Genomic DNA, 13015 nt, shown 5'->3' with positions numbered 1-13015 from the left:
TGTCATGTCAAAAAATTTTTTAAAGAGACTTGAAATAAGCCTTACTACCGTTTCAACCATAGCTCTTATGCTTCATGGAAATAGTACCTTGGCGGCGGCTGATGCTGTAGTTACAAATAATGCTGACTTAACTACCGGTGTTGGATTAAATCCTGCGGCTATATTTGGTGTAGGTACATTACAGTATAATAGTAAAGGAGCTTGGACTGTTGATGCAAACATAGCGGGCGGAGTAATCGGGGCAATTGATACGGATAAGGGTAATAATAACCAAACACCGGGTATTCTTACCGTTAATGAAAATACGTCTATCGGGTCTATAAGAAATACCGGATTATATAATAATCGTTTACCGATTGAAATAGCCGGAAACAAAACTTTAACTTTAACCGGTACGGCTGGAACAGGTATTGCAGCTGATACATATGAGAATTTAGCCTCAATTGATTTCGGAGCAGGGGCAGTATTAACCGGTAATACTGCAAGCGGAAAGTCAATTACATTAAAAAATCCAATAATTAATGGAGTCAACGGTACTTTAAATGCACAAACTCCTATGGTTTTTTTGCATGCAAGTGTTGGAACCCTTAATACGATAAATATCGGAGCAGGCAGTAGTGTAACTATTGATGCACTAGCCGGAAATGTTAATCTAAACGGTAATGCTATTAGATTTGCAGATACGGCTTCGGTCTTGCGGTTAGACAGTTTTGCTAATCGTACTATAACTTTAACTACAAATTTATCAGGTAAAGCGGGAAGTGGAGGTATAGTTAAGTTAATAGGGGGCGATCTCGGCGACGGCTTCTTAACTCTCCAAAGTAAAACAGGTGCAGAAACGCTAGGTATCGGTGTAAATAAATTGGCACAATTAGATGTTGAGAGAAAGGTTGTTATAAGCGGTGCTGCCGGAACAAAGCTTGATGTTAGTAATGCACTAGTTCTTAACGTTTATAAAGGAGCAACTTTCATAGATGAAAGTACTAGTTCTGCTCGTATTCCTAAAATAAATATCGGTGCTGATGCCGGGCAAGGAGTAGGTAGCGCGGTTTATACCGTTGACGTAAGTCGAGCAGTCGGGGATGTTGATTTCCTCGTTGCAGGAGCAGGCAACGGTCTTACTTTTTTACACGAAACATCAGAATTAACAGTGCAAAATACAGCGGCAGCAGATAGAACGGTAATTTTTAATAATAATGTAGTCGGTATTAATAACGGTGGAGGTATAGTTAACTTTTCTAGTACCGGCGGTAATCTTTTAACTATCAAAGGAGCAGATGCAGGAGTAGGTACACCACAGCTCGGCAACGGTAGCAACATAGCATCTTTAAATATTACCGGAAAGGTTACAATTGCAGGTGGTGGAGATTTACTTGATATAAGTAGATCGAATGTTCTGAATATTAAGGCAGCAGCAACATTTACGGATGCAGGTGCTACCTCTGCACGCATTCCTAAAATAAATCTCGGTACTGGGGGAGGAAATGGAGCCGGTACAAGATATGTTCTTGACGTAACTCAAGCGGCCGGGGATGTTAATTTCCTTGTTGCAGGAGCAGGCAATGCTCTTACTGTCTTGGATAATAATTCACAATTAATAGTATTTAATAAAGCTGCAATAGATAAAACGGTAATCTTTAATAATAATGTAGTTGTCACTAATGGTGGAGGTTGTACAGTAGGTTTTGTTAATAGAAATTCGGCTAGTACTTTAATTGTAAAAGGAGCAAATAATTCACAATTAGGTGAGGGACGTAATATAACACGTTTAATTATAGCCGGAAAGGTTACAATTGCAGGAGGTGGAGATTTGCTTGATGTAAGTAGGACAAATACGTTGATTCTTCAGAAGGGAGCAGTATTTACCGACGAAAGTGCTACTTCTGCAGGTATATATGAAATGCGTATCGGTGATGGAGGCGGAAAAGGTATTACAGAGTATATTGTTGATGTAAGTCAAGCAGCCGGAACCGTTGAGCTTTTAAAAGTCGATGGAGGGAGTAACCTTAGATTTCAGGCTCCGAATTCACGATTAACGGTAAAAAATACAAGAGCGGCAGATCGAACGGTGATCTTTAATAATAATATAATAGGTTTCGGTGGCGGTGGTGACGGCGGTCAAGTTCGTCTTACTAATAATAACCCGGCTAGTAATTTAATCTTAAAAGGAGTAAATAATCCGCAATTCGGCAACTTTTTTAACATAGAACTTTTAGGTATTACCGGAAATGTTACAATTAGAGGGGCAGCAAATCTAATTGACGTAAGTAGATCAAATAGGCTTGATGTTAATAACGGAGCAATATTTACCGACGAAAGTGCTACCTCTATCAACATAGCTGAAATAAATATCGGTGCCGATGAAGGTACCGGAGCAGGAGTAGGGCCTGCAACATATGCTATAGATATTAGTCAAGGCGGAAATATAGATGCTTTAACAGTTGCTGATTCTATTAGATTTTTTGATCCAAACTCCATATTTCAAATTCAAAATACAATAGCAAATGCTGATACTAACGTAACTTTTAAAAATATTCTAAAAGGAGGAGTAACGCCTGCAGGCGGCGGTGCCGTTGCGGGTGACGGAGGTATAGTAAAATTGATTAGCAGCAATGGCAATAGTTTAACCGTACAAGGTGAGACCGGAGGAGAAACGCTTGGTACTAATGCAAATAAGTTAGCAATGCTAGCTGCCGGAGGAGCAGTAACTATTTCAGGAGAGGCAGGTCATAAGCTTGATATTCAAAATACCATGATATTTGATATTTATGCAGGAGCAACTTTAACGGATCGGAGCCGTAGCTCTGCCCAAATTCCTACTACAAATATCGGAGCAAACGGTGGGAACGGTGTCGGTGCGGCTACTTATATCCTTGATGCTCAAACCGGTGATTTTGCTGTTTTAACGGCAGGTAAAACTATTAACTTTTTACATGAAGATTCTGTCTTGCAATTGCAAAATAGTTCGGTTGCGGATGATAGAACTATAACTTTAGCCCAAACTCTTGATCCTTTAGCTCCTAATACAGGTAAAGTTACTATAAATTCCGTAATAGCCGGTAAGAAATTAACAATCGACGGTACTGCCGCCGGTGCTACACTAGGTACTAGGAATCATAAATTAAAAGAATTAACCATTATAGGTGCAGGGAAGTTAGATATAAAATCTACTATTTTTGCTAATAACCTATTTTTTAGAGGAAATACACAGTTAACACAAGACGGTGATATTGAAGGTGATGTAGATTTCAAAAACCAAGATGCCTCTATAACCATCGCAGACGGTAAAAAAATTACCGGTAGCGTAACAAGTACAGATAATGGAGCGGTTGTCACTAACTGTACTATAATATTTGACGGCGACGGTTCTATCGGCGGCAATATTAAGGGTCTTAAATTGCTGCAAGTCGGAGCCGGCAACGTATCGCTGCTAACCGGCGGTGATACCGTAATTGACGAGATTCGAGGTAACGGTATCGGCACATTAACCTTACCTCAGAACTTTAAGTTAACCGGAGCTATTAACTCAACCGGTGGGCAGGCAATCAAGTTAAACTTCACGGGTGGCATTAATAGTGTTAGCAGCGTGGTAGGTACGGCAGCAAGTCCGGTCGGTAACATTACTACAAACGGCACAACAAGTTTTGCAAGTAGCATTAATAGTAACGGTATTGTTACCTTATCACCTGGCTCGGTAAATATATTTGCTAACAATATAACGGCTAATAATGTAGTTGCAAGCGGAGCAACTTTAACATTTCCCAATAATCTTGCCTTTAGTAGTAATTTAACCGGCAACGGTACTACGATTAATTTAAATGCAGCAACAATATCATATACCGGTCAAAGTAGTTTTTTAGGTAAGTTAATTGTGACTACCCGTTATGATCAAACAAAAAATTCCGGTGGTAATATAGTGATTACACCCGGTAGTAAAATGGATTTATCTTTACTAAATGAATTAGAGATTCAGTTTAACGGTGCTGACGTACGTATAGGAGAAATAAATGAAAATACTAAATATTCGCTAATATCTTCAGAGGACGGAAACGGATTGATTCCGTTGCCTGTCGATAAAATTAAATTTTTTATTAATGGTACTGACAATAGTTTCATTAAATGGTCGATAAATACTTCATCATTAACTTTATCGGCTACTAATATCTCGAATGAAATATTGCAAGAAGAAATAGATGAAGGTAGTTTTACACCGGAGGAGGCTAAAGATATCGCAACACTGATCCATGCATCTGAAGATACTGATGCAGATATGTTTAAAGACGAATTTGTTTTTTTTACTATTAAGCAGCAAAAAGAAACACTAGATCGCGTTACACCTGATATGGTAAGACCGGCAGCGGTAATAAATGCAATAAATACGCAAGCTGTATCTCATAATATAGTCGGTAATTTATCTTCACTTTTAGGTTCTCGAATAAATAAAGTTGCTATTTCTGCCGGTGATGAGACAGAAGTAGATTTCGGTGCGTGGGCTAGTCCTTTTGTCGGGAATAGTACTCAAAAGGCACAAAATAATCTAAGCGGTTATAAATCGAACTCAACCGGCGGCACTGTTGGTTTTGATAATTTAGTAGGCGATGATTTCTTACTTGGGGCTGCTTATACTAGAGCTGATACTAAGGTAAAGCAGAAAAATAATAATGTTGGTGATAAAAGTAAAATACAGAGCAATATTTACTCTTTATACGGCTTATATAATGTACCGAATAAAAATTGGTTTTTTGAAACTATAGCTTCTTACGGTGATAGTAAAGTTAAGAATTATTCACAGCGTAATATTGCTTCGGGTAGGAATTTGATCAGTTATGAAACGGCAATCGGTAAATATAAATCACGTTCATATACCGGACAGATTTTAGCCGGTTATAGCTATTTAGCTCCGAAAGCAATTAATTTAACACCGACCGTGGGGATTAGATACTCCGATATTAGGGATTCAGGATATACTGAGACCGGTACGACTTTCCAAAATTTAATCGTTAAAGGGAAGAAGTATAATACAATTGAAGGGCTTGCGGGTGTTAGGATGTCAAAAGATATTAACGTAGAAAATATAGTTTTAATCCCTGCAATTTACGGCATGCTAGACTATAACTTTAAAGATAAAACTCCTGCTATCGATGCTAGGTTACAAGGGATGGACAGCCCATTTACGACTAATAGCTTTAAGTCTGCTAAAACTAGCTTTAACTTTGGTGTCGGTGTGACTGCCAAACACCAAATGATGGAATACGGTGTTAATTATGATGCGAATGTGGCGAATAAATATTTCGCTCAACAAGGTAGCTTAAAAATACGGGTAAATTTTCCTTCACACAGCCTAGGTTCTTGCGTAAGATTTCTAATTGATTTGCTTTAAATCGATGTAATCAATTCTACGGTCTAGGTGAACAAAATTTTTGAGGATGCTGATAGCACGACTGAATTGCCAAGCTAGAGCAACTAGGTTATCACAGTAGGTGTTGCCTTTGGTTGCAATACCGAAAAATTGTACTTATAATTGATAAAAATTTATTAAAGTCATCCTTAGGTCCTATGCACTTTTAATAGAATAATCATAATTATAGCTCTTTTTAGCTGCAAATTATAAGATTTTTTTGAAATATGAATAACTATTACTGCAAAAATCTTATTAATTTTCGCTTAAAAATATCTATAATTATAATCATTAATCAAAAGTGCACAGAACCTAGGCTTATTTCGTTCAATTATTCTCGATACTTTATCGTATTTAAATTTAGTTAAAATTTTTATCTATGATGAGAATGAGTTTATATTGAATATCCGAGCCTTAAAAAGTAAAGAGAATTATTTTTATCTTATAAAGTTAATTACTTTGAAAAACTTATTAATTGGGATTAGATATAAATATTAGTCACCTGTTGGCTCTAAGCCTATTATATATAGTTTTCCAAGTTTCAGAGTCTCAGGCGGAGCATTAATATTAATTTCTTGTACTACAGGGTTTACTAGAACATCAAGTAAATTTAATGCTTCATTATGAGTGATTTCTTTCTAAGCCTATCCACTATAAAGCAGTGGCAGTTTTAACCGATTTGTATATGTCATATTTTATTCTTGAATAGTATTATTAAAAGTATTATTATTAGTACTAATTAAAGTAATTTAAAGGTATCATTATGAGTCATGTAATTTGTGCTGATGTAGTGGCAAGTGTTTCTCAACTTAAAGCCAATCCTATGGGGACTATGCAAAGTAGTGGAGGAAGACCTCTTGCTATATTAAATAGAAATCAACCGGTTTTTTATTGTATTCCTGCTGAATTATATGAATCTATGATAGAAATGATTGATGACATTGAGTTAGGTAGAATTATAGAGGAACGTAAAAACGATAAAGAAATACCGGTAAATATTAATGATTTATGAATTAACCTTTTTAGAGACTGCTAAAAAGGAATGGAAAAAACTTTCGCCGGATATCCAAAAACAATTTAAGGCTAAATTACAAGAACGTCTTATAAAGCCGCATATTCCTAAAGCTAAATTAAGCACAATGCCAAATTGTTATAAAATTAAACTGCATTCAGTAGGTTATCATTTAGTTTATAAAGTTATAGAGGCAAGATTAGTAGTACAAGTAGTAGCTATAGGACGCCGTGATCAAAATACTGTTTATAAACTAGCACATAATCGTTTATCTTAAAGACTCATCTAGTTAAAATTTTTATTTATGATGAGAATGAGTTTATATTGAATATCCGAGCCTTAAAAAGTAAAGAGAACTATTTTTTATCTTATAAAGTTAATTACTTTAAAAAACTCATTAATTGGGAGTAGTATAATATCAAATGATATTGTTAGGTGCTGTGAGGAAAATTTAAAGGGTGGGGCAAATTGCCCCTGGGTGCTGTCTCACTAAGTGTGTAAATTTCTAGGATAGGTTATATTAACAATAATATAATTTATCAGGAATAACATGAGTAACAGTAACCAAGAGAAGATAAAACAAGCAGTAGATTTGCTAATAGATAAAGATACTGATTTAACGAGTTTTTTTGCCAAAGACGGGATATTAAAGCAGTTAACTAAAAATATATTTGAAAGAGCCTTAAAAGCTGAGATGGATGAGCATCTTGTCTATAACAAATATGGCAGGATAGAGACTGACAATAGTAGAAATGGTGTATGCAAAAAAAAGCCTAATTACTGAAGGTGGAGTATTGGAACTTGAAGTACCACGTGATAGAAATGCTGAATTTTCTCCTGTACTAGTGCCAAAGCGTCAGACTAGGATTGATGGATTAGATCAGAAGATATTATCCTTATATGCTAAAGGGATGAGCCTCTCTGACATTAAGATTCAGATTCATGAGCTATATGGTGCAGAGAACAGTGAAAGCCTTATTAGTCGGGTTACCGATAATGTTATGGATGAGGTCAGGAGTTGGCAGAATAGGCCTCTGGAAGCCATATATGCTATAGTATATTTTGATGCACTTATAGTTAAAGTACGTCAAGATAAGAGAATTATCAATAAGGCAGTATATGTAGCTTTAGGTGTAGATTTAACCGGAAGGAAAGATATTTTAGGCTTGTGTATTAGCGAGAATGAGGGAGCTAAATTTTGGTTAAATAATTTTACTGAAATGAAAGACAGGGGATTAAAAGATATCTTAATTGCTTGTAGCGATAATCTAACGGGCATGAGTGAGGCGATATCTGCAGTATATCCACAAACTGAGCATCAGCTGTGCATTGTACATCAAATCAGAAATAGTTTGTCATATGTAAGCTATAAAGACCGTAAAGAACTTGCAGCAGATTTGAAGCTAGTATACAGCTCTATCACTGAGGATGAAGCACTTACTGCCTTATCTGATTTTGATATGAAATGGGGCAAACAGTACCCACATATTGCAAAATCATGGCAAAATAATTGGCAGAATTTGATAATTTTTTTACAATACCCAGAAGTGATTAGGCGTATCATTTATACAACCAATGCAATCGAAGGTTTAAATAGTCAATTACGCAAGGTTACTAATAACAAAAGGGGTTTTCCTAACGACGACTCTGTATTTAAGACTTTGTACTTGACAATTGACTATATTACGCGAAAATGGAATATGCCTATCCAAAATTGGGGAGAGGACATGGCTCACTTTTTGATAAAATTTGATGGGCGAATTTAATGCCTATTTTAGAATTTACACACTTATATATCCAGAGCCTGCCCCTGTCCTTAATTAATTTGTGTTGCATCATATCCCATGCTTAGTAATCCGGCTAAAATAAGCTCTTCATCATTATTATTAATTGCTTCTTGGATTAAATCAGAGCTTAATTTACTATCTACGGCAGCTTGTAGCAATTTCGGATGATTCAAAAGTGGTTTGTCATAAATTATTTCCTCTACTTTATTCACAGTAACATCGTAGCCTAGTTTGCTTTGTTGTTTTATTAAGTAGTCAACGTCTTCCTTTATATCTTTAAGCTTTGTTTTAGTAATCCTACCGTTTAAAAGGTCTTTTACACTAGTTGTTATTTTTTTTATATCAGACTCATTTGTTAATTTCGATACTTCGGTTATTATATTAGCTACAATACTTTGCATCAAAATCTTATTATCTTCAGCAAGACCGTCATCATTTTTTAATTTATTATTTATTTTTTTCAGTATTTTATAAAGACTTTCTTTTTGAATAATAGAAGTTGTCTGAGTTATAACTTCTTTTTTTTCTTCTTTAACTAAATTGTTTGTACTAGCCTGTTGATTTTCATTTTTCTTAAAATAAGCATTATAAAAATAATAACAAAAAAATGTCCCTAATCCTACTAATGCAGGTGCTAACCACTCTGCTCTTTCTTCAAGCGATAAGGGAGGAAGATTTAATTTTACGGGTAGAGGAAAACATTTACCTATTATTTTCTCGTGTTCACGAGTTTCATTATATTTTTCTAAATTTTCATACGTGGTGATTTTTCCTAAATACCCAGCCGTGCAATCAGCATTAACAGTTTTTACCGCTTCTAGACTCATTTTTTTTGCTAATAAACCTGTTATAATAAGTTATATATAGCATAATGCAGTGCCGTATTCCCATCAGTATTTACCATATCGAGAGCTTTTTGTGTCATTTTATTTATTAAAAACCAGCTTATTACCTCAAGACCGTTATCAGTAGCATAGTGTAATGCTGTATTATTATATATATTACCGATACTTATAGTTTCACTACTCATAATATTTATTAATGAGATAGAAAGTTCTTCTAAATTTTTATCTACTGCATAATGTAAAGCTGTATTATTATTTTTATCAACGCTATTGGAGTATGTTGGATTTATAAAAGGTATTATACTTTTTGCTGTTTCTATTTTATTTTCTTTTATTGATGAAATTAGTTGTTTATTGTAAATTTGTTGCTGTTCTTCATAGTTTTTTCTTTTCTGCAATAATTCTGAGTGTGTATGTGGCAATAAGTCGTATATATTTTTATAGCCGTAGTAAAGAGCTAAACTATGTGCAGTATAACCATCACTGCTTCTATAATTAATAGTCTCAATAGGCAATTTAAGAATAAGTAGCTCACAAACTTTTCCGTATCCACAACGAACAGCGATGCTTAAAGCTGTTTCGCCGTTAGAAACAACATGATTAATAGCCTTCTCTGACATTTTAGGTATAAGCATTTCACAAATTTTTTCTTGTCTATGATGAGCAGCAAAAATTAAAACCGTACTACCGAAGTCAATAACTTTACTTAATTTGGTAATATACATTGTAGCAATTAATCTTTTAGCTTCTGCTAGGTTTTGTGCTTCTATTGCTTCTATTAACTTTTTAACCATACTCCTATCCTTATTAAATTCTATAAATTTTAATATTTTGTTAAAAATGAGCTTATATATAGAATCATAGTAAGGAGTTTTAAGAATGCAATAGAAATTTAACTAAAAGTACGAATAAATGAGTTGAGGTTGATTTAAGAAGTATACAAAGTTAGTTTTTTTGAGGATATTTAAAATTCGGGATTTAAAAGAGATTTAATACAAAAATTAGAACAAAAGGCGAATAAAAGGAGCATATGGATTTTTTAGAAAACGAAAGGAAACGCGGAAACCCTGAAAGGACTTGGCGAGAGTGACGGGACTCGAACCCGCGACCTTCTGCGTGACAGGCAGACGCTCTAACCAACTGAGCTACACCCCCTTATACATAAGAGATAACAATATATATAACAATTCTTCTATTTCTGCAAGAGTAAAATATCTTATTTTATCAAAAAATATACAGCACCTAAACCTCTAAACATTACTGATTATCATTATTAATCCAAATTAGTCACTATTAGTTGAAGCCTTGAAAATTATTATACTTTTTAAGGACTTTGTTAAAAAAGAAAAACCTATTGGTTACATTTACATTAACAAAATCTTAATTTATTAATAATTATTAGAGGTTTTATATGACTAAACCATATGTCATTAAATTAACTACTCCTTTTGAGCGTATTAAACTTTATAATCCTATACCCGATATTGCTCTTAGAAGTGCTATTATTATGCAGGCAATAATAGATGCAACTAATACTTCTACCAAGAAGGAGGCAACAAAAGCAGAATATAACGCTAAAAAATGGCTTTTTGAAAATAATGAAAATTTTAATGCTACCTGCTTAGAAATGGGCATTGAGCCTAATTATGTAAGAAAGACTGCTAAAAAACTAATTAAATCGCAACAAAATAAGGATAAGCATCCTAAACTCTACGGCTAAAGTTTAAATTAAATTAATTTGTAATAAAACTTGAAATTACTCTAAATATATATTAATTATTTCAGATTATAAAGGTTATTTATGATTATTTCAGTTTCAGCTCAACATATTTCGATCGGTAATAGCTTACAAGAATATTCCAAAGAGAGGGCTACGCAAGTCGTTAAAAAATATTTTACCGATATAATAAATATAGATATACATTTTTCAAAAGAGGGAATTAACTTTAAATGTGATATTATAGTAAAATATGGATCAGGTAAACATAGTATAGTCAAAAGTAATGATAGTTGTAGCGATATATATGTAGCTTTTGATAAAGCTATGTCAAAACTAGAAAAACAGCTTAGAAAATATAAATCAAAATTCAAAAATCATCATGCTGGTAAAGTAAAAATATCAGAAATTGCTTACGAAGGTACCAAATATATTATTAATCCGCAATCTGATAGTGACACCTCTAACTCCGAAGATAATGATAATCCGGCAATTATTGCTGAAAAGCCTGTAGAAATATTAAAATTATCAGTAAAAGAAGCGGTAATGAAAATGGATTTAGAAGATTTACCTGCGGTAGTATTTAAAAATATCAATAATGATCGTATCAATATAGTTTATTATCGTAAAGACGGTAATATTTCTTGGGTAGATTATAATTAATGATTATTATCCCTTATAAAGGAGTTACGCCAAGAATCGATAAAACTGCATATATTACCGAAAGCAGCTCTTTAATAGGAGATGTTGAAATAGGTAGTAATTCAAGTATTTGGTTTAATACGGTTCTTAGAGGCGACGTTGAATCAATAAAAATAGGAAATAATACTAACGTACAAGACGGTAGTGTAATTCATACTTCAAGATTTAACGGACCGGTAGAAATAGGCGATAATATAACCATCGGTCATCTCTCTCTTATTCATGCCTGTACAATACATAATAATGCTTTTATCGGTATGAGTACTACAATAATGGATTATGCAGTAATAGAAGAATATGCTTTTATTGCAGCAGGAAGCCTAATCCCCCCAAAGAAGATAATTAAATCTAAAGAATTATGGATGGGATCCCCTGCAAAATTTGTTAGATATTTAACTGATCAAGATTTAGAATATATGCAAGATAACGTAAGAAATTATGTAGAACTTGCAAATGTTTATAAGATTCAATGTCATTCCCGCGAAAGCGGGAATCCAGCATAAAGTGAGATAAAACGAGCTTTTAATTTCAAAAATCTGCTGTATTTATACTTTTTTTGGATTCCCGCTTTCGCGGGAATGACATAAGAACCATGCAACAAAGTCGCTAAAGGCAGGAATGACATACTGTACTATAAGAATCCTTAAATGCCTTAACCGTATTTTTAAGTAAAAAAGCAATAGTCATCGGTCCGATACCGCCCGGGACAGGAGTAATATATTTTACTTTAGATTTAACATTTTCAAAATCAACATCACCGATAATCTTATTGCCGCTAATTCTATTAATTCCTACATCAATTACTATAGATTCAGGATTAAAATATTCTGCAGTTAATTTTAAAGGCGAACCTATTGCGGCAACTACAATATCGGCTTTTGAAGTGATAGAGCTTAAATTGTGTGTTTTAGAATGACAAATAGTAACGCTGCAATCTTCTTTTAATAGTAAAGCACTTAAAGGTTTTCCTACTATATTTGAGCGTCCAACAATTACAGCATTTTTACCGCTCAAATTCGGTTCATATTTTTTTATAACTGCAAGGCATCCAAGGGCAGTGCAGGGTACAAAGCCTTGACTAATCCCGCTATGTAAGTAACCGACATTTAAAGGATGAAAACCATCGATATCTTTAGAAGGTGATACTGCTGATAAAATTTTATTTTTATCTATGGAGCTTGGCAAAGGAAGCTGAACTATAATTCCCGAAATCTCGTTATCAAGGTTTAACTCATTGATTTTCAATATTAAATCATCAGTATGAATAGTAGTAGATAGATTTACTAATAAAGTATCAATTCCTATTTTATGTGCATTTTTTATTTTATTTTTTACATAAATAATGCTTGCTGGATTATCGCCTACTAGTACTATAGCAAGCTTTGGTGAAGCGTTGGTTTGACTTTTAAGTTCTTGAATTTCTAGCTTTAAGTCTGCTAGTATCTCATTTGCTAACGCTTTACCGTCAATTATATTGTTCACTATATTTTTATCCATAATTATAGTAAGGACAGTTTTTAAAAAGTTCTTGATGTCATTCCTGCGGAAGCAGGA

11 protein-coding genes, 1 tRNA gene and 1 pseudogene are annotated in these 13015 nt (G+C 33.9%); 7 read left to right on the top strand and 6 right to left on the bottom strand.

The window, feature by feature from the left end; genetic code table 11:
• Nucleotides 1-4 precede the first annotated feature (4 nt).
• Entirely contained in the window at nucleotides 5-5380 is a 5376-nt protein-coding gene (locus tag AC5587_RS05105) for an autotransporter outer membrane beta-barrel domain-containing protein (protein WP_499162009.1), read from the top strand.
• A gap of 512 nt (nucleotides 5381-5892) precedes the next feature.
• On the opposite strand, the gene AC5587_RS05100 is transcribed toward AC5587_RS05105, so the two are convergent.
• Nucleotides 5893-5964 (bottom strand): hypothetical protein, encoded by a 72-nt coding sequence (locus AC5587_RS05100; protein WP_499163001.1) that lies wholly within the window; start codon nucleotides 5962-5964, stop codon nucleotides 5893-5895.
• 197 nt (nucleotides 5965-6161) lie between these two features.
• Between AC5587_RS05100 and AC5587_RS05095 the strand changes: the two genes are divergently transcribed.
• From AC5587_RS05095 to AC5587_RS05085, 3 genes and pseudogenes are all read left to right on the top strand, one after another.
• Complete coding sequence (locus tag AC5587_RS05095; RefSeq protein ID WP_499162008.1) at nucleotides 6162-6410, top strand: type II toxin-antitoxin system Phd/YefM family antitoxin; 249 nt, start codon at nucleotides 6162-6164, stop codon at nucleotides 6408-6410.
• Nucleotides 6400-6687: a type II toxin-antitoxin system RelE family toxin gene (locus AC5587_RS05090; protein ID WP_499162007.1), complete on the top strand. Its 288-nt coding sequence runs from the start codon at nucleotides 6400-6402 to the stop codon at nucleotides 6685-6687. Before AC5587_RS05095 ends, AC5587_RS05090 begins: the two co-directional genes overlap by 11 nt.
• A gap of 273 nt (nucleotides 6688-6960) precedes the next feature.
• Nucleotides 6961-8176: pseudogene (locus AC5587_RS05085) on the top strand (IS256 family transposase).
• Nucleotides 8177-8226: 50 nt separating this feature from the next.
• On the opposite strand, the gene AC5587_RS05080 reads toward AC5587_RS05085, so the two are convergent.
• The 3 genes from AC5587_RS05080 to AC5587_RS05070 all read right to left on the bottom strand — a co-directional run bounded on the left by AC5587_RS05080 (nucleotide 8227) and on the right by AC5587_RS05070 (nucleotide 10197).
• Nucleotides 8227-9024, bottom strand: coding sequence for a hypothetical protein (locus tag AC5587_RS05080; RefSeq protein ID WP_499162006.1), 798 nt, complete (start codon nucleotides 9022-9024; stop codon nucleotides 8227-8229).
• 20 nt (nucleotides 9025-9044) lie between these two features.
• Nucleotides 9045-9836 carry an ankyrin repeat domain-containing protein gene (locus AC5587_RS05075; RefSeq protein ID WP_499162005.1) on the bottom strand — a complete coding sequence of 264 codons (792 nt, stop codon included), beginning with the start codon at nucleotides 9834-9836 and terminating at the stop codon, nucleotides 9045-9047.
• A gap of 284 nt (nucleotides 9837-10120) precedes the next feature.
• Nucleotides 10121-10197, bottom strand: a tRNA-Asp gene (locus AC5587_RS05070).
• A gap of 256 nt (nucleotides 10198-10453) precedes the next feature.
• Between AC5587_RS05070 and AC5587_RS05065 the strand changes: the two genes are divergently transcribed.
• The 3 genes from AC5587_RS05065 to AC5587_RS05055 all read left to right on the top strand — a co-directional run bounded on the left by AC5587_RS05065 (nucleotide 10454) and on the right by AC5587_RS05055 (nucleotide 11964).
• On the top strand, nucleotides 10454-10762 hold the full coding sequence (locus AC5587_RS05065) for a hypothetical protein (RefSeq protein WP_499162004.1): 309 nt from the start codon (nucleotides 10454-10456) through the stop codon (nucleotides 10760-10762).
• Nucleotides 10763-10843: 81 nt separating this feature from the next.
• Nucleotides 10844-11422: a ribosome hibernation-promoting factor, HPF/YfiA family gene (gene hpf / locus AC5587_RS05060; protein WP_011271027.1), complete on the top strand. Its 579-nt coding sequence runs from the start codon at nucleotides 10844-10846 to the stop codon at nucleotides 11420-11422.
• On the top strand, nucleotides 11422-11964 hold the full coding sequence (locus AC5587_RS05055) for a gamma carbonic anhydrase family protein (protein ID WP_499162003.1): 543 nt from the start codon (nucleotides 11422-11424) through the stop codon (nucleotides 11962-11964). The genes hpf and AC5587_RS05055 overlap by 1 nt, the downstream gene beginning before the upstream one ends.
• Here the strand turns inward: AC5587_RS05055 and AC5587_RS05050 are convergent.
• Together AC5587_RS05050 and folD are read right to left on the bottom strand one after the other, a co-directional pair.
• Nucleotides 11934-12086 carry a hypothetical protein gene (locus AC5587_RS05050; protein WP_499162002.1) on the bottom strand — a complete coding sequence of 51 codons (153 nt, stop codon included), beginning with the start codon at nucleotides 12084-12086 and terminating at the stop codon, nucleotides 11934-11936. The two genes, AC5587_RS05055 and AC5587_RS05050, sit on opposite strands and share 31 nt — an antisense overlap.
• Nucleotides 12068-12943: a bifunctional methylenetetrahydrofolate dehydrogenase/methenyltetrahydrofolate cyclohydrolase FolD gene (gene folD / locus AC5587_RS05045; protein WP_499163000.1), complete on the bottom strand. Its 876-nt coding sequence runs from the start codon at nucleotides 12941-12943 to the stop codon at nucleotides 12068-12070. Before folD ends, AC5587_RS05050 begins: the two co-directional genes overlap by 19 nt.
• Nucleotides 12944-13015: the final 72 nt, after the last annotated feature.

Origin of the sequence: Rickettsia endosymbiont of Hedychridium roseum (genome assembly GCF_964028255.1) — a bacterium.
Taxonomy (GTDB): domain Bacteria; phylum Pseudomonadota; class Alphaproteobacteria; order Rickettsiales; family Rickettsiaceae; genus Rickettsia; species Rickettsia asembonensis.
The sequence above is the reverse complement of the archived record's forward strand: the minus strand, read 5'-3'. Positions and strand labels throughout refer to the sequence as shown.